Source organism: Vallitalea okinawensis (genome assembly GCF_002964605.1).
Classification (GTDB): domain Bacteria; phylum Bacillota; class Clostridia; order Lachnospirales; family PQDH01; genus Vallitalea_A; species Vallitalea_A okinawensis.
Genome location: NZ_PQDH01000005.1, coordinates 131,149 through 150,458 on the forward strand (window position 1 = coordinate 131,149; position 19,310 = coordinate 150,458).

General features: G+C 34.4%; 14 protein-coding genes. 1 reads left to right on the forward strand and 13 read right to left on the reverse strand.

Translation table 11 applies throughout. The features are described from left to right. Nucleotides 1–12: 12 nt before the first annotated feature. The 7 genes from C1Y58_RS15075 to C1Y58_RS15105 all read right to left on the reverse strand — a co-directional run bounded on the left by C1Y58_RS15075 (nt 13) and on the right by C1Y58_RS15105 (nt 9,981). Complete coding sequence (locus tag C1Y58_RS15075; protein ID WP_105616910.1) at nt 13–2,277, reverse strand: glycoside hydrolase family 65 protein; 2,265 nt, start codon at nt 2,275–2,277, stop codon at nt 13–15. Nucleotides 2,278–2,305: 28 nt separating this feature from the next. Beyond that, nucleotides 2,306–3,889 (reverse strand): response regulator transcription factor, encoded by a 1,584-nt coding sequence (locus C1Y58_RS15080; protein ID WP_170311607.1) that lies wholly within the window; start codon nt 3,887–3,889, stop codon nt 2,306–2,308. A gap of 4 nt (nt 3,890–3,893) precedes the next feature. After that, a complete protein-coding gene (locus C1Y58_RS15085; protein ID WP_105616912.1) occupies nt 3,894–5,684 on the reverse strand; it encodes a cache domain-containing sensor histidine kinase in 1,791 nt (596 codons plus the stop codon). Between the two features lie 10 nt (nt 5,685–5,694). Beyond that, on the reverse strand, nt 5,695–6,528 hold the full coding sequence (locus tag C1Y58_RS15090) for a carbohydrate ABC transporter permease (RefSeq protein ID WP_105616913.1): 834 nt from the start codon (nt 6,526–6,528) through the stop codon (nt 5,695–5,697). Nucleotides 6,529–6,540: 12 nt separating this feature from the next. Then, nucleotides 6,541–7,416, reverse strand: a complete 876-nt coding sequence (locus C1Y58_RS15095; RefSeq protein WP_105616914.1) for a carbohydrate ABC transporter permease — start codon at nt 7,414–7,416, stop codon at nt 6,541–6,543. A 147-nt stretch (nt 7,417–7,563) separates the two neighbouring features. Continuing rightward, the gene (locus tag C1Y58_RS15100; protein ID WP_105616915.1) at nt 7,564–8,946 is read right to left on the reverse strand and encodes an ABC transporter substrate-binding protein; all 1,383 of its coding nucleotides are present in this window, start codon (nt 8,944–8,946) and stop codon (nt 7,564–7,566) included. A gap of 168 nt (nt 8,947–9,114) precedes the next feature. After that, entirely contained in the window at nt 9,115–9,981 is an 867-nt protein-coding gene (locus C1Y58_RS15105) for a helix-turn-helix transcriptional regulator (RefSeq protein ID WP_170311608.1), read from the reverse strand. A gap of 178 nt (nt 9,982–10,159) precedes the next feature. On the opposite strand from C1Y58_RS15105, the gene C1Y58_RS15110 reads away from it, so the two are divergent. Next, on the forward strand, nt 10,160–11,272 hold the full coding sequence (locus C1Y58_RS15110) for a glycoside hydrolase family 172 protein (protein WP_105616917.1): 1,113 nt from the start codon (nt 10,160–10,162) through the stop codon (nt 11,270–11,272). Nucleotides 11,273–11,415: 143 nt separating this feature from the next. Here the strand turns inward: C1Y58_RS15110 and C1Y58_RS15115 are convergent, their stop codons facing one another. From C1Y58_RS15115 to C1Y58_RS15140, 6 genes are all read right to left on the reverse strand, one after another. Then, the gene (locus C1Y58_RS15115; RefSeq protein WP_105616918.1) at nt 11,416–13,086 is read right to left on the reverse strand and encodes an alpha-amylase family glycosyl hydrolase; all 1,671 of its coding nucleotides are present in this window, start codon (nt 13,084–13,086) and stop codon (nt 11,416–11,418) included. A 406-nt stretch (nt 13,087–13,492) separates the two neighbouring features. Next, entirely contained in the window at nt 13,493–14,326 is an 834-nt protein-coding gene (locus tag C1Y58_RS15120) for a carbohydrate ABC transporter permease (protein WP_105616919.1), read from the reverse strand. Between the two features lie 12 nt (nt 14,327–14,338). Further along, nucleotides 14,339–15,250 carry a carbohydrate ABC transporter permease gene (locus C1Y58_RS15125; protein ID WP_105616920.1) on the reverse strand — a complete coding sequence of 304 codons (912 nt, stop codon included), beginning with the start codon at nt 15,248–15,250 and terminating at the stop codon, nt 14,339–14,341. 20 nt (nt 15,251–15,270) lie between these two features. Next, nucleotides 15,271–16,635: an extracellular solute-binding protein gene (locus C1Y58_RS15130; protein WP_157950118.1), complete on the reverse strand. Its 1,365-nt coding sequence runs from the start codon at nt 16,633–16,635 to the stop codon at nt 15,271–15,273. A 94-nt stretch (nt 16,636–16,729) separates the two neighbouring features. Next, complete coding sequence (locus C1Y58_RS15135; protein ID WP_170311609.1) at nt 16,730–18,073, reverse strand: glycosyltransferase family 4 protein; 1,344 nt, start codon at nt 18,071–18,073, stop codon at nt 16,730–16,732. Between the two features lie 92 nt (nt 18,074–18,165). Continuing rightward, complete coding sequence (locus tag C1Y58_RS15140) at nt 18,166–19,179, reverse strand: LacI family DNA-binding transcriptional regulator (protein WP_105616923.1); 1,014 nt, start codon at nt 19,177–19,179, stop codon at nt 18,166–18,168. Nucleotides 19,180–19,310: the final 131 nt, after the last annotated feature.

Below are 19,310 nucleotides of genomic sequence, written 5' to 3' on the forward strand. Positions count from 1 at the left end.
TGGTGCTTTTTTTTAAGCTAACTTCAATTCCTGCTGATCCATTGGACCCAAGTTTAACTCTTCGCCATTAACCCATATATTTGTTTTTCCTTGAGATGTAATCTTTATCCTTTGGCTACTAACAGATACCTGTATAACCTCACCCTTCCAGAATATCTGAAAGGCTATCTCTTGCCAGTGCTCTGGTAGCCATGGATTGATATGAAGTTCACCATTTTTGATACGTACTCCACCAAAACCGAAGATTAAACTTTGCCAAGCTCCACCAGTAGAAGCTGCATGTAACCCATGTTCTGCATTGCCTTGATTATCTCCCAAATCCACCATAAGTGTTTTCATCAGGTAATCATAAGCCATATCTCTATAGCCTAAACGTAATCCCATAATTGAATACATACTGGGACTTAATGATGATTTATGCATAGTTCGCTTTTCATAATATCTATAATTGATATGCTTCATTTCTTCATCAAATTCATCCTCTAACAGGAGCATCAGCATTATGACGTCCGGTTGTTTTATGAGCTGTGTTTCCCCTACACCAATGCCTTTTGGAACTTCCTTAGGCCAAATCGGCATCCCTTGTTCCGTTCTTTCACGGATAGGTATATCATTCAGGTCAAAATACCCTTGAAACTGTTCAATAAGTTTTTCGCCTTCTTTTTTGGGAATATATATTTTTTGGCTTTTTTTCTCCCATTGTATATAGAGCTCCTCAGATAACTGTAAACGCCGCTCTAATTCACAATATTTCTTATAATTCTTTTCTTTTAATACCGTTACTGCCCAAATACCTAGCTCCAAATTCCATTTAGCAAAGTAATTAGTATATACATTGTTATCAACATGCTCGTGGAACTCATCTGGACCTATAACCGTAGTAATCTCATAGCGATCTTCTTTATTATTGTACTCTAAACGGCTTTCCCAAAAATTTGCTGTCTCTAGAATCATCTCATAACCATAATCAAGCATAAATTCCTCATCACCTGTTGCATCATAATAGGTTTTAATACTATAAGCAATATCTGCATTGATATGATATTCTTCATCGCCTGTATAACAGCGAATCATTTCACCAGTAGGACCTAACAACCACTTAGGTGTTTCCTCGCAACCGGTGTCTGCTGCCTCCCAGGGATATCTTGATCCCTTGTAGCCATCAATTATAGCATTTTCTCTAGCACCCTTTAAGGTATTATACCGATATTTCAATAAATCTCTAGCCACCTCAGGTTGACTGTAGATAAAAAACGGGAGCATGAAGATTTCAGTATCCCAGAAAACGTGCCCCTTATAACCTTCTCCATGTAACCCTTTTGCTCCTATACTTACCCTTCCATTACTTTCATAAGCACAACCTGAAAGATGAAAGAGATTAAAACGAATTCCTTTTTGTGCTGCATCATTCCCGCTAATTCTTATATCGCTCTTTGCCCAGAATGCTTCCATGGCTATTTTATGCTTCACCAACACCTTTTCATAAGATCCATAGAATCTATAGAAACTATCGATTGCTTTTTGGAAGTGATTAGAGTCATCATAGGCGTGGTAAGTAGTCCCATATTTATAGATGTTATATGTTTTTCCCTCTTCTACATCTAGTAGATACAATTCTCGGATCATTTCACAGAATTTTGTGACTTTTATTCTTGTACCTTTAGGTTGAAAATCTAACCCTGTCACTTCTGTTATACCTATGTCATCATCAGTTGTCTCACTAAGGAGGGCTATGCCTCTATGTAAATCTTCCATTCTTTTAACCTCTGTATGTTTTACCCTAAAGTGAGGTTCTTGTTTACAATTCGTTACGCTACCATCAATATAACTCTCAACAACAAGCTTCCCATCAAAATTAAGAGACTGTACCTTATACCTCGCCGCCCAAAGATGTACATCCTTTCGACTAATAAACCTTTCCCGTTCTATAGCTACCTCTTTACCATCTGATAATTCAGCAGTAAATCTAAGGGTTTCTATTCCCCATTGCATATTCAATTGCCTACTATAATTCTTAATTTGACATGTATCCATATTTAGGAGTTGGTTATCAATATACAGTTTCATACCATAGGGATTTGGACTGTTCACTAGTTCCTTAACTAATGCTTCACCTTTGTTAAAAATCCCTGCTAAATAATTTCCATCTTGACTAATTCTCGAAAATTCTTGAATACCTCGAAGTCCTCGATATCCATTGGCTAATGTAAATAAAGTTTCTTCTTGTCCATTATTATCACTATCATAATGATCAAACTCAATTATCCAATTATTCATTACATTCACCTTTCTTCATTTATGATCTTTAACTCTTTTCCATGTTATTAAAATTACGATATTCTAATGGGGAACGGCCTTTAAATTTCTTGAATACATTATTAAAATACTGTACATGAATAAATCCTACTTCATCAGCAATTTCATATATTTTAAGATTGCTATCTCTTAATAACTCTTCTGCCTTCTCAATCTTGCAGAGATTAATATAATGGGTAATGGACATTCCCATGTTTGCTTTGAATACACGGCTCAAATAACTGCTATTAAGCTCAACAAAGTCTGCAACATCTTTGAGGGTAATATCTTGCCTATAATAATTCTGTATAAAATGAATTGCTTTATTAATCTTACTATGATGTGTTGACATACTGGCTGTAACAATACTTTTCATTTGCTTCAACTTCATTAGAAATAAATCTTGTAATTCATACCGATTCTCTTTTTCCATAACTTCTTCAATCTTAAAGAAATCCTTTTCGTTATATATGTTTTTATCCTTAAGCTCATTGAGTTTATTTTTTGTAATGTAATAAAGTTCTTTAAAAAGTAAGTATTCATCCTCAACCTTTTTATAGGATTCCTCTTCTTTATAAAGACTTTCTATCAATGTGATACACCTATCCCATTGATCTTTTTGCATACATTCATAGTATGTATGAAGAAGTTCTACCATTTCTCCCCTACATTCTTGCATTCCCTTAAGCTGATGACTATAAATGATTGCATTCCCTTTTGTATAAAATTTAATTGATTTAGCATTCACTGCTTCGCAATAAGCATCATGTAGCTCTTTGTAACTATCATGTATCTGGCTTATACCTACTGATACCGTCACATTTAAGAATAATTTAAATGCATCTTTAATCTTATTGATTATTCGTAGCTGAGCCTGATGCATTTGGTGTTCACTCTTTAATTCGCTAAAAGATTGAATAATGCAATACCTATTTTCAGAAAGTATCACGTATTCCATTTCATTTTCACGGAGAACAAAGTCGTGTAGAATATTATCGACAGCTTGTTCTAATAGATACTGTTGATAAGTTTTATACCGACTCAAAACAATTTGAAACTGATCAATTGAGAAAATATAACAAAATATCTTTTGCTCCTTAAATGCTAGTGTATCACTACATTGACTGACATTCATATCCCTTTCCAATAATAGACGTTGAAGAGTATGTGGTTTACTTTGCTGATATTCTTGTTGACTGCTTTGACTTTTTCCTTTATTCTTTTGCTTATTACCTAATATTGAATTGAGAAGATGTTGAATCATCTCTTCATTCATAATGGGTTTGTGTACATAATCAATAGCACCGAGTTTCATGGCTTCACGGACATATTCATATTCCGTGTAACTACTTAAAACGATAACTTTCATATGTATATCATGATATTTCATAAACTGTAGTACTTCGATACCATCGCATTTAGGCATTTTTATATCTAAAAAAATCAGATCAAAAGATTCTTCTTTTATTTTCTCAATGGCCTCTTTCCCATTTTGAGCTTCAACTATTTCTTCAATATTAAAATGCTCCCACTTAATAATGCTTTTAAAAGAAACTCGAAAAAAATCCTCATCGTCAACAATTAATACACGCACAATCTCACTCCTCATCTACTACATTTTTTATAATCGGAATTCGAATAGTAATAGCAGTTCCTTCACCTAGAATACTTTCAATCTTCACTCCATAGTTGTCTCCATGATGTAGTTTAATTCTATCCAGAACATTTCTAATACCAATAGCATTCATGCTCTTTTGCTTATGTTCTCCCTTCATGATATCTTCGACTGTGTATTCGTCTATACCAATCCCATTATCAATCACTTTGAAGACAATGGCATCCTCCATAAGATCAGCTATTATTTTTAAATAATAGTTATTGTTAGAACCTGTTAAACCATGAAAAATGGCATTTTCAACAAAGGGTTGTAGCAAGAACTTGATCATATAATAATCATAAATCTTTTCATCAATATCAACAATAATATCAAACCGGTTATAGTACCGTAATCTTAACAATCCTACATAGCTCTCAATAAAGCGTATTTCTTCACCTATAGTGATAAATTCTACTTTGGTTTTAGCACAAAAATTCAACAGATGAATAAATTGGTCTAGGCTTTGAGTGATGTTTTCAGCACCTTGCATTTTTGCCATCCATTTGATGACATTTAATGTATTGTACATAAAGTGAGGATTAATTTGAGATTGAAGAGCATTTAATTCTGCAACACGCTTTTCTTCCGCTTCATTTGTCCTCTGTTCTATCAAGGATTCAACCTGCTGAATCATATGATTAAAAGTTTGGCTTAAATGACCGATTTCATCTTGACTATCATTTTCCACAAAAGCTTTAAAATCCCCTTCTTCAACTAAACGCATAGATGTATCTAGGGTTTTTATTGGGCTGTAAAAACTTTGTGCAATCAGAAGTGCACTAAGCATGCCAATGGCCACTAAAATAACATCTACCCATAATATTAGCAGTAATACACTATTAATATCTTTAAAAAGCTCATCCTCAGCAATAACACTTACAACTTGCCAACCTGTATACTTTGATTCACCATAAATAAGGATAGAGTCTTCTCCTTGATAATTGACTTTCTCATAATTAACACTACTGTAACCTTTATTAACAAGATTATGATCTACTGCTTCCCCAATCAAGTTTTCATTATCACTATAGATAACTCGATTATTCTCATCAATAATCATATGATGTAAATTAAATGCGGTGTTCACTTGTTTAACAATTTGATCTAATTTATCCGGGTACATGTTGATGACAATTATGCCGACATGATCATTCGTATAAGTCTTTTTCAGTAATCTCGCTACAGAAACCACTGGTGCTCCCTCTGGATAAAGCTGTTCATTTTCATGTATACCGATGAAAACTTCCTCTCCATTAGCTGTAATCACTTTATCATACCACTCTTCCTCTTCTAACATGTATCTACTATCTTTATAATAATTATACCCTTCTCTAAACACCACCCCATCATCAAATTGGTACATATAGATAGATTCTAGGTAATTATAAATAGAAAAAAGCTTATTAAAAAAGTCGTATGTATCACTGTAATCTAATTCATTAACCTTATCTAACTGATTGGAGCTGATACCATTGTACTTTTTTGCAATAGTATTGTTTCGGTTATAATCATAATAAGGAATGTTAGTGGTTTTGGAAAGATTACTAAAGAAGGCTTCTAAATTATTGATCACTTGATCATTTACTAATTTTGTGGACGCAATCATGTTTTCTTTATACGAATTAATAGCTATATGAAAGAAGATGAAATTGAGACCAACAAGCAAAATCACTAATGTACCATATAAATAAACCAGTTTCTTTCGAATGCTCAAATCTTTATAACGTATCATCGTTTCCCCTCTATCCTTTTACACCACTGGATGCAATACTCTGTTGAACCTGCTCTTGTACGCATAAATACAATATTACACTTGGTAAGGTTGCTAATGTAATAGCTGCAAATAATTCTGTGTAATTGTAAGAGAACTGTTCATTAAAAAACTGTAAAGATACAGGTAAGGTTCGCTTACTCTCTGCTGAAAGTAACATAGCACCGTAGTAGAATTCGTTCCAATTTCCTAAGAACATCAATATACCACCTGTTGCTAATCCGGATTTAGCCAAAGGTAGATTAATTTTGGTGAAAACTTGCCAAAAGCTTGCAGAATCAATGATGGCTGCCTCATCTAACTCTCTCGGTATACTCATGAAAGTTGCTTTTAAAATAAAAAGCGTTACCGCCAGCCCTCCGGATATATATACTAAAGTTAATCCACTCAAAGTATCGTATAAATTGAGATTATTGATTAAAGCAAATATAGGTTGAGCTCTTGCATGACCTGGTATTAATAATGTTATGGAAAATAAAATAAACAAACTATTCTTGCCTTTAAAGTCAAACTTAGCAAAGACATATGCTGCCAAGGCATAAATAAACAATGCGATGATTGTAGATGTTAGGGTTACAACCATTGAATTTTTAAAATACAGCATTAAGTTGGTAGTCTCAATCACATTGATATAAGCTGAAAGATCTAATCCAGTAGGTAAACTAAAAGGACTCCCTAAAATTTCTTTGTTGGATTTAAGAGACGATATAATTACCCAAATCAGGGGTATGATAGAAACGACCACCGTAAAGATCATAACACTATAAATCCCAAGCCAACTGAGTATTTTCTTTATATACTTCATTATCATCCCCCCTTAATTTCCAGTAGCCTTATTAAGTTTAAAAAGTTTATTGATTATGACCAAAACACCTACACCTAGTATTATCATGATTGTAGAAACAGCATTGGCATAACCGTATTCATAATTAATGATACCCTCAAATAACATAAGTGATATATTATAAGTGCTATTACCAGGTCCACCTTTTGTTGTTAAATATATAACTTCAAACATAGTAATCCTAGAAACAATCGATAAAATAATCGATGTAGCAATTGCATTCTTTACTAAAGGTAAATTAATCCGCACATGTATATCCATATCCGTGGCACCGTCTATATACGCTGCCTCATGTAATTCCTTCGGAATAGCCATTAAGTCGTTCAAAACTAATAAGGTAACGATGACAGCATAAAATACCCAAGTCAGTGTAATGGCTGAGAAAGCATATCTAGGGTCAAAGAGCCAATTGACATGAAAATTCTCAGCCCCTATTAACCTTACGAAGTTATTCAGCAATCCAATGTCATCATTAAATATGAAACGATAGATAATAGCCCAAGCAGATATAGAAATGATATTAGGAATCATAAAGACACCTCGTGTAAAACGCCATCCAAAAGGTTTCTTATACAAGACAAAAGCCACTAATGCTCCAAAAGGTACATGAACACTAACAGCAACGAGGGACCATTTTAATAAATTGACTAAGGCTACTAAAAAAGTATCATCATATGTTAACATCAGTTCATAATTTTCAAAGCCTATAAAAGTAGGTGAATCAAAGCCATTCCAGTCTGTAAAGCCTGTTATAAAAACAGTTATGATGGGAATGAGATAAAACATAAGAAAGATAACCAAAGTAGGGAGTATGAATATGTAGATCCATGATTTATTGTAATTTTTCATTGTCAACCCTCTCACTATACATTTTAGCAATAAGATGATCGTAGCATCATCCTTTATTCTGCTACATAAGTTCTGTTAAAAGCGGACAGATGAATATGACTCACCTGTCCATTTGCTCTTAAATTTCTACTGATATTCTGTTTTTCATTATTTATTAAACTTTTGAGCCGTTAAAGTTAACTTCTCACAGAACTCTACTGGTGTCATATCCCCACTATAGAGTAGTGGCAAATTCTTAGTCATCTCTTCTTCAACAGGTTTTGGAATAACTGCAAAGATTGTAGGAACAGTATCTGTCATATTTTTTTCTAGACTGACATTGAGTTCCGCTAATACTGGGTCCAATTGCTTCAATGTCTCCTCTGGCATTGGAACATGTGGAGCAAAACCACCTTCTGCTGCTAAGAAAGCATTTAACTCATCAGGAGAGTAAAGGAATTTAAAGTATTCAATGAGTCCTTCTACCTCTTCTTGTGAGGCTTTATTAGAAATAATGTACCAAGAACCTGATGCATCTCCTAACCCAATACCACCAGGATAAATAGTTGCTCCTACCTTATCCTTAAAGCCATCTCCTACTTTATCAGGATTACTGAAATCCCCTATCATCCATGGTCCATTAGCAATAAATGCTGTACTCTCACTAAAGAAATCATTTGCAGCTGTAGAATAACCTGCACCTAAAGCAGATGTAGTACTATAGTTTTGAAGCATATTCTGTACAAATGTAAAGGTATCATTCCAAAAAGCTGTATTATAATCATAAACCATCTCTTGAGCTTTTAATATGTCTTTTCCTTCAGGCATCGATGCCATATAAGATGATGTCAAAAGCATCAAAGTCCACGCATTTTCACCAGTCATGAGAGCTAAAGGCGCTTTTCCTGTCTCTGATTGAATAGCATCACAAGCAGCATAGAAATCTTCCCAACTTTGTGGGAAAGTATTGATACCCGCTTCTGAAAAGATTTCTTTGTTATAATAAGCTCCGATTAAACGTACATATGAATATGGTAAACTGACGATCTCACCAGAATCTGTAGTATTATAAGCAATAGATTCTTCTATAAGTGTTGAGCCAAACTCTGGATTCGCATCAATATAAGGCTTTAAGTCAACATATGTATGGTTATCTTTTATAATTTCCAAGAAGTCTCTATCAGGGGACTCATACATTGGTGGTAACTTATTGCTTTGATATAAAAGTTTTATTTTATCACCATACGCATCTTGAACAATCTCTTCCACTTCTAAACGGTATTGACCTTTATACTTATCATTAAAACGATCAATTTGAGGCAAGAAAAACTTAGCTCCTACATTATTTCCTGTTTTATAATGTGGAAATTTAATGACTACTTCTTCCACTTTATCTGCCTCTTCTTTTTCAGTTGTGTTATTTACTTTATCCTTCGTCTCACTACTAGAATCTGTACCAGAAGTAGGTTCTGGCTCATCCGAAGAACTGCAACCTACTATATTGAATACTAATGTTAAACAGAGTAGAAATGCCATTAGCTTTTTCATCATATTAATGTTTCCCCCTAATTTAATAGTTGTTTAGATCGCATGCGTTAATTGCTAAACATATTCTAATTGTAAAAGATTACTTAGTAATGAGGAATCATAATTCTTTACATTTATTAAGATATTTTTACTTCTTCCATTTTATATAACATAACCATTTATAATATAAATTTATTTTTTTGCATACATAGATGGTGATATCCCTTCTACTTTCTTAAAGGCTCTACTAAAACTATGTAAACTACTATAACCTAATATTTCTGCAACTTCGGAAACATTATGGTTAGAATATAAGAGCATCTCTTTTGCTCTTCGAATACGTTCTTGTTGATGATACTGTAGCGGTGATAAGCCATAGGCTTTTTTAAATAGTCGTATGAGATAATAAGGGCTTAAGCCCACAGTTTGAGCCAGCTGGTCCAGTGTTATGTTGTCTTCACTATGACATAATATATACGTTTTGACTTCTTCTAGTCTTTGCATATTGATACGTAAATCCATTTCCTTTTGTAGATAGACTTCTCTACACAGGTATGTCCACATTTTAATAAACAAGCCTTTTAATTCACATTCATAAAAGGGCGGTTGCTCACGATATACCGCTATCATTTCGAATAAAATCTTCTCGAAGAATTGGGGGTCCTTTAGATGTATATACGATGGCATTTCTATTCCAAAACTATTACTTATATTCTCTCTAAAGTAACAAAGCTCTAACCTCTCCAACTCCTCCAAAGGTCTAAAGTTAATTTTAACTTCATCACTATCGGACTGTTGAATGAAATCAAAGTGTAAATGAGGTTGCCGTAATGGTTCATCACCTATTATCTTCATAGTATGATGTTGTTTAGGCTGATAGAAGAAAAGATCACCAGGTTGTCCATGATAAACTTTATCTTCTATTGTTATTTCCACTTGCCCTTCCTTAATAAATTGCAATTCATAATCAAAGATGACCCGTTCTTTTAACTGCCATGGTTGATTAATAGAGCTATCCATTGCAACACGAATGTAAGGCGAGAATTGTCTAATATCCATCTTCATCCCCCATATACTCAAGTAGTTTGAAATCTATCACTTCATTATTTGATTTAATTTGATTCTCTAGAACTGCATCTATAGCAATAATAGTTAAATTTACGACAACTCAGGGTAAATACAAATTTCTCTTATCCTACTATAATTATATCAAATACATATTAAAAGGAGAATATCTATGAGTGATTTTAATGGATTAAATATGCATCTTGGTAACCTTTCACTATTATCTAAAGCCAAAACCCGTTCTATCAGCGCCGAAAATATGGATGGCTCCAAAGGTAATGGTGCTAAAGCAATACCTGATAAAGAGTGCCCTGCTTATCCCTTGGGAAAAAGCTGGAAAGTATCACCCAGTGTAGTCATCAATAGTGGAACGACATATACATTAGCTAATATTGATGGACCAGGAGCAATACAAAGTATGTGGATGGCTGGCTTATTAGACAAAGGTCTAATCTTAAGGATCTACTGGGATCATCAAGAACAGCCTTCAGTAGAATGTCCTTTATCAGACTTCTTCCTATGTGGATGGAATACTAATAAATCACACTACCATGGTAATGCCTTCTACCAAGTTAACTCATTACCTGTCGTCGTTAATCCTAACCAAGGGTTGAATTGTTTTTTTGAAATGCCTTTTAGAAAACACTGTCGTATGACACTTGAGAATCGAACATCTGTGGATAAAGTTTGTTATTATCAGGTCAATTATACATTAACCGATATCCCAGACAATGCAGCTTATTTTCATGCCCAATATCGTTTATCACGACCTGTTAAATATAAGGATGTTCACACCATTCTTGATGGAGTATCTGGTAAAGGTCATTATATAGGTACAGCTCTCTATGTCGGTCTTAATCGTTCAAGCCGTTGGTGGGGTGAAGGAGAGATCAAGTTTTATTTAGATGATGATGAAGAGTATCCAACTATCTGTGGAACTGGATTAGAAGATTATTTTGGTGGGGCTTATAACTGGGATGTGCAAGGCAAGTATGCCCCTTATTCTACACCTTTTATGGGCATGCCTCAGATTATATATCCCGATGGAACCTATGAAATCCAGCAGCGTTATAGTCTTTATCGCTGGCATATTATGGACCCTATTCGATTTGAAGAAGAACTAAAAGTAACCATTCAAGATTTAGGTTGGGTAACAGATGATAATGGTAAATCAACTTTCTTACCTCGAGAAGATGATTTTGCTTCAATAGCTTATTGGTATCAAACTTTACCAACAGCGCCATTCCCAGAACTACCTCCTCATGAAGTTTTTTTAGATGATTAAATAATAATTTGAGAAGTTATCCACACAATACACATGAACATTGTTAATTGTATGAATATTATAAAGGAAGCAAAAATAGACTACTATTCTTGCTCCCTTTTCTTTAATATATACTTGTTTAAGGAGACATATATTATATTATATTAATTTGTTCTTATCCAACATACATCAAATGGTTCTAAATGCAGATCACCATGTATCGTTTCTCCACTTAGTAATTCCACTCCTTCAAGACTTGTATTATGAAGATTGACTGCCTGTGAACTTACGTTAATAACAACGATTATGGTTTCATTGGTTTCTTTATTATGTCTTTTTATTGAAAAACAATGATCATCCAGTTCAAGTACTGTCTGTTCAGCTAGAGGATGGAAACCTGATTGATTTTTTCTAATCTTAATTAGTTTTTTATAGTTTTCAAAGATACCTTTTCTTAATGGATCTGTCTCTAATTCATCTAAAAGCTTCTGGTAATTGAGTTTCTCACGATTAATACGGCGATTGATGCCAGACTCTTCAACACCTTCATACCAGTTAGTTGATCCTAGAAGACTGTGAACATAAATGCCGGGAACACCTGCTAATGATAGAAGAATACCTTGCGACGCAATAAATTTGCGTATTTTGAATTCTTCTTTAGTTTCACAACCAGATATAGCGTTAACGTAGCTAATGTTTAACTCATAAGGTGATTGGGTACCATCTCCATTATCTTTATAACTTACTCGTCCACCATTTTCTAAAGTAGTTGATACTAATAAGCCTCGTTCTTCATCTGTCAATATACCTTCAGTTGGACGAACGCCAATTCCATCATGGGATGCTAAAAAGTTAAAGTACGTTGTCGCATTAGAAGGTGTATCAATGGTCTTTAACCATTCCATTAGTTTATTAGTGCTTCCAACAATAAATGAGTAATAGACAAGTGGTGGTAGTGGAAACTGATAAACCAATTGAGCTTCGTCAAATCCACTACCAAAATAGCTAATGTTTTCTTTGTGAGGTACATTTGTTTCTGTAATCAATATAGTCCCTGGTACACATGCATCAAGAACATCTCTGAATAACTTGATTAGTTCATGGGTTTGTTCGAGGTGAATGCATGTAGTGCCTATCTCTTTCCAAGCAAAACCAATAGCATCTAGACGAATAAATCTAGCACCCTTTTCAGCATATGTAACCAATACATCTAATACATCCATTAATACCCTAGGGCTTTTAAAGTTTAAATCCACTTGATCAGCACTGAAAGTGGTCCAAATATGCTTTGTTCCTTCATTTGTTTTAAAAGGTGTTAAAAGCGGTAATGCTCTTGGTCGCGTCACCGTACTATAATCCAATTCTGGGTTTGCTTCTATATAATGCTCTTTATAAGCTTCATCCTCACTTAGAAATCCTTTAAACCAAGAACTGGACTTAGAAGAGTGATTAATGACAGCATCAAACATGAGATTAAAGTCATCAGCTAGCGCTTCCACTTCACTCCAACCACCTAATTCAGGACTAATAGCCTTATAATCCACTACCGAAAACCCATCATCTGATGTGTAAGGAAACATAGGTAGAAGGTGAACTGCCGATACAGTATTTTCACCATACTGATTGAGGAATTTTTTTAATGTACCTAATGGCATCTCCCCTTCATTTATAATTGAATCCCCATAGGTTATCAACATAATATCCTTTTCATCCACAAAAGTCTTCTTTACCACTTGACCCTGTCCACGGCAATCTATTAAAGCCATCACATCATTATAAATCTGATCCCCATTATCCGGGTATAAAAATCCTAAGCGTTGTCTAATCTTTTCCATAAGTCTTTCCTTTCTTCTCGTTCAACTTCAAGTCTTTTTATCTAAATTTATTTTTATCTTTTACCTCATCTTTACCACTAAAAGCTATTAAAGGGTTCTTTTTAAAATTCCAACTGTTGAAGCTACTTTGAGACAAGTACGTATTTGTAGCTAAAACTATAAAACCCTTCTTCATAATACGGAGAGCATGTAAGGGGTTCTATGGAGCAGTGAGCCATGGAGGGCGAACCTGGCTGTCTAAGACACGGACGTCTTTCCAGCCAGCGCAATAGATCCTTACTTTCCACATACAAAGAGCATGTAAGGGGGTCTATGGAGCAGTGAGACAAGGATGTCGAACCCAGCTGTCTAAGACATGGACGTCTTTCCAGCTGGCGCAATAGATCCCCTTACATGCTCTCCCACCTTATCCTTTTACAGCTCCCTCCATAATCCCTTTAACAAACATCTTTTGTGATCCAATGAACACAATCAACACAGGAATAATGGATAATACTGTAGCCGCTAAGATCAGAGGCCATTCATTCACATCCGTTGCATTCGCCAATAAAGCTTGCTTTAATGGTAAAGTAAATTTCTCATCAGAGCGTAACAATACCAGTGGCATCGTAAAGGAATTCCAGTTTCCGACAAAGTTGATAAGACCTACTGTAGCTAACGCTGGTGTGATAAGCGGGAATACAATTTTCATCATCATACCTACCTCACCAATCCCATCAATACTTGCAGCTTCAAAGAGTTCATTTGGAATGTCATCAATGTATTGTTTCATGAAGTAGATGGTATAGGCATTAGCTGCAAATGGTAACACTAAGGCAATCAGCGAGTCGTACATGCCCATCTTAGTAATAATGAAATATAGAGGTAGCAATAACACAGCAGGTGGTACGATTAAGGTAGCAATGATCATACCCAGAATAAGCTTACCTCCAAAGACATTCTTTTTTGATAGAACATAGCCGGCTAATACCCCAGTTATGATATTTAAAACAGTACACACTACTGTAACGATACTGGAATTAATAAATGCTGTTTTAAAGTCTAATTGCTTCCATGCTGTTAAGTAGTTTCCTAACTCAAACTGCTTTGGCCAAAAAGTTGGTGGTACCTGATTAAACTCCATGTTGGTTTTAACACTACCGATGACTAACCAATATAAAGGAATTGTAAAAATCAGTAATATAACTGCCATAAGCACATAATTAGTAATAGTTTTTCCTCTTGATTTTGACTGACCCATTTCTTCCACCTCCTAGCGTGTACTGTGCTTTTTCTTTGTAAACTTGTTTTGGAATATGACTACTACAACAGTAATCATGAAAAGAATATAACTCATAGCTGCTGCTGTACCATAGCGTAAGTAATTAAAGGCTTCATTATAAATAAGGAATGGTACAGTAACCGTTGAATTACCTGGTCCACCGCCTGTCATGACGTAAACTTCTTGGAAAACTGTTAATACATCACGAAGAAGTAGGACAAAAATAACGATGGTTATATTGGATAGTAATGGAACAACAATATATCTAAAGCGTTGGAAAGGTGTAGCTCCATCTATTTCGGCAACTTCATATAATGAAGTTGGTATATTCTGAAGTCCTGCGAGATACATGAGCATAAAGTAACCTACTCGACGCCATATACTCATAATAGCGATGACCGGCATAGCTAACCATTCATTAGATAACCAATTAGGACCATCTATATTAAACTGTTTCAATACGGCATTTATAAATCCTGATTCTGAATTAAAAAGTGCCAAAAAAATTAAACTGGAACTTATGACGGATATTATATAAGGAATAAATAGTACGGTTCTAAAGAAATTAACTCCACGGAATTTCTTATTAATATATACAGCTAACAAAAGGGAAAGAATTAAAGTAAGGGGAATAAAAATAATAGCAAAATAAGCCGTATTTCCTATGGATTTAATAAAGAGATCATTCTTTAATACTTGCATGTAATTATCTAAGGCAACAAACTTACCTGGTATATCAAATAAACCTGCCTGCTTAATTTCTATAGCTTTTGTCTTATTGAAGCTGACAATAAAAGACCATATAATAGGATAAAAATTAAACAGAACCATAATAAGGAGGGCGGGGAGTAAGAAAAGATATCCCCACCCATGAGATTTTAGCTTTGAGATCATTGATTTCATGTTATCCCTTCTTTCCTTTCTTAATCGCCGTAGAAGGCGCGTAATATTTCATTACCTTTTTCTTCGATGACTTTAGCCGCTTCTTCAGGTGTTGTAGCTCCTGAAGCTAATTTATTAAGTTCAACTGTGATAACTTCGTTAGCAACTTGGTTAAAACCTGGTGTTGGGAAAGAGTCGATTACGAACTCCAAACCTTTAACATATACTAAGAATTGAGGATTCTCTTGGAAGTACTTAGAGTTTGCCATATCCTTACGCATTGGAACACGATATGGGTAGTAAGCGTCAGTATTCTCATCATACTCGCCATTCATAATCATCTCTTGAGCAGTTGTATCTTGTAAGTAGTTCATAAAAGTTAAAGCTGCATCATATTTTTCGCCTTCAAGTGTAGCTGGAATAGATAATGCATATGGTCCACCATCTACAAAACGACCTGCAGGACCTGCTGGCATTAATGTAGCGCCTACAACAAATGGATTGCCATTTTTCCAGATATCTGTTACACCCCAAGGACCTTGGAATTCCATGGCAATTTTTTGGTTTCTAAAGTCTTCCATTACATTACCACCGTTTTTTTCAGCAGCACCTGGATACATGGATGCAAATGCTTGATACATTTCTAACCCTTTAATACCTTCTGGTGTATTAATAGCCATTACTTCTTTACCATCTACAACATCAATAAACTTTCCACCGTATGACATAATGATTGGTGTACTCATCCAGATAGCATCATTGTGTTGCATACCAGCTATACCAAGACCAGTTGCATCAGTTTTTTCTTCAATAATTTGACTATATTCCATTACTTCATCCCAAGTTTCTGGAGCTCTTTCAAGACCTGCTTCCTTTAATAAATCTTCATTGTATACTAGCTCAATCGTGTGACCAATCCATGGTGCACCGTATAAAGCTCCATCATATTTGAAGAATTCAATAAGCTCTGGATAGAAGATATCCTTGTATGTATCTTCGAAATCATTAAGTTCTTTTAATAGCCCTTCTGCACCAATAGTCTTAGTGTTTTTTACTCCCATTTGAATAACTTCTGGCACATCATCACTTAATAAGCTTGTGATTAATTGTTTGTCATCACTTGTACCTGTAATTAAAGATACAGTAACATCATTTTGTGACTCATTGAAAGTATCTACAACAGTTTGAATGTTTTGGCCTCTACCTGAGTTAACATCCCAAACTATTTGGAAACGAATTTCTGTTGGTTCTTTTGCTTCTTGTTCTGCCTTTTCTTCACCTTTATCAGTATTTGTTGCTTTTTCTTCAGTAGTTTCTTTAACCTTCTCTGGTTCTTCACTGGTACATCCCGCAAAAGCTGTTAAAGCTAACATGCATACCAATAAAATAGATACGATTTTTTTCATTATAATACCTCCCATTTAGGAATCTTATTTAAATTTACTTTAAGTATTCCCTTAATTGATTTATATGATTTCCATAAGGATAGTCATATCATTATTACTTAACTAGTGATGCTACTAAGTTTTCTAATGTGCCGTAAGAAAAATACTCCTTACAAATTTGATAATTCTTTTGAATCATGTTTTTGTAAGTCTGGCTTTGAAGCAGTGTATTGATAACCTCATCAGCACATTTATTAACTACATCACTACTTACTGTTACTAAAGCATTCTCCTTTTGATGATGCTCATTTCCTAAGGATACATATTCAAATCCAAATCCCTTTATATAATCCTCAAATACAGGATACTCATAAAGTATTAGAGGTTTCTTAGCAAATATAGCTTCTAAAAACTGATTACCAAAACCTTCTAATAGACTTGGGTATGTAATGAAATCAGCCAATAAGTATGCATCCCATAAAGAGTAAATCTTTTTTTGATTTCTTTCTTTACGAACATGATCAATACGGTTGTTAATATTCAGTACTTGAACCCCTTTTAACTCTGCATGTTTAAGTAATTTACTGTAATAGTCTTCACTTTCATTTAAACCTGCAAAGACTAAAAGAAACTCCGTTTCCTCTGTAATCCTTTGACCATTATAAAGTGTTTTACCCATAATTTTATGCTTTTCTTCATTCATCTTAGAGATGACATCTATAGCTAACTCTATACCTTTTCTTTCTACAATTCTTGTAGCTTGTAGGAATATCACTGCATTCTTCGGAATTTCTAAAGCTTCTTTCATATCCACATTATAGGTATCTTGTTCCAAAGACATGCCTTCAAAGTCAAAAACATTAGGAACAATCGTCGCGTCAATGCCATAACGCTTTTTCAACTCCCCTTTGGCTATACCATTAATAACAACATGATCTAAATTTTCATATCTTGGTGGAAAATATGTTTCTAACATATCACCGATGAACTCATAGTTAGGTGATGAGTATAATTCTCTTTCCCAGTGAAAATCATGGTGATGAGCAATAGCTTGAATACCTGTCTTCTGAATAGCTTTTGCTGTGGCCATACCGGCACCCACATTCCATCCTAAGGATAATACATTATTAGGAATGAGAACATCAATTTTTTCATCTTCAATAATATTTATCAGTTTTTCTTCAATAACATATGCATACTCGTCTATTTCATTTTTTAGCTTCTCTGCCTTATAATCAGGATCATAATCTGCATAGGCTTTATTAACTATGTGATCGTTAATAGGATTTTTATAATGTAGTTCTTGGATAATACGTAAGTTTTGGTCAGTTGGATGACCACTACCAGCTATGTAGATTACATGATGCCCCTGTTTCTCTAATACATAACGCCATTTATCCATTTCTAATGATACACCGTCTGTTTCTCCAGTTCTAAAATGCATCATTCCAATGTTCATCAAATCTTCCTTTCTTTCTACTTCTAACAAATGTCCATCGTTGTCATTATATCAAAAAATTTTACCCCCATATCGGGGGATGTTAATCCACTCTAAGTCGTTGATTCCCTTTCAATTAACTCAAAAGGTAAAATAACTTTCTTATCTTCAACACGCGATGTAGTTTCACAAATTTGCTCCACTAAAATATCCATGATGTAATAGCAAAAGGATTCTATGGGTTGGCTTATAGATGATAAACTAGGATATAAATAATCACATATAGGAATGTTATCAATTCCTAATACAGCAATATCACTCGGTATATCAATGCCCAACTCATGTAAAGCTCGATAAACGCCTATGGCTCTTTCATCACCAGATACAAAGTATGCTGTACAAGGGTGTCCTTCATGATTTCTTCTCACAGTCTCATAGGCTTTCTTCATGGTATTAATGCCGTAAATAACTTGAATATCTTTAGCACCATATTTTTTAGCCGCTGCTTTAAAACCATTTACCCTCTCTTGTGTAACAATATATTCTTCTCTTCCTACTAAAAAGCAAATGGAGTCATAACCTTTATTAATCAGGTATTTTCCTCCCATATAACCAGCCTCGTAGTTATTTAAGTCAACATATTTGCTACCTGCTTCATCAACATTTTTACCGACAACCACGTAAGGGATTTCGTGTTTATTTAAGAAATCAATCCTTACATCGTTACGAACATTATCAAAGATAACTGCTCCATCAGCAAGCCCACTAGCTAATAGACTAAAACCATCTGTTTCATCTTCTAAATGCATCTCTGCATTGGAAGGTGATATGACTACCTTATACCCCATAGCTTTAGCTCTTCGCATAATTTCATTTAGCATTCTCGTGTGCCAAATTCCCCAATAATCACCTTTATGTCGATCAATAAAGATCATGATGGTATTGGTCTTCTTCTCTTTCAGACTCTTGGCAACGATATTTCGCTGATATCCATGTTCTCGGACAACGGCCATGACTTTTTCTTTTGTCTCTTCTTTTACTTGCTCACTGTTATTAAGTACCCGTGAAACGGTTTTAATCGAGACGCCACTTAATTGAGCAATATCTTTCATTGATAATTTTTTCATAATTAACACCTATTGTCCTTCGTTGTCATTCTCTATAATTAATAATATATCATTCTATTCTAAATGTCAATTGTATAATAAATATAAGTATAGTATCGTTATTTTGTGTATTTTATATAATAAAATAACCC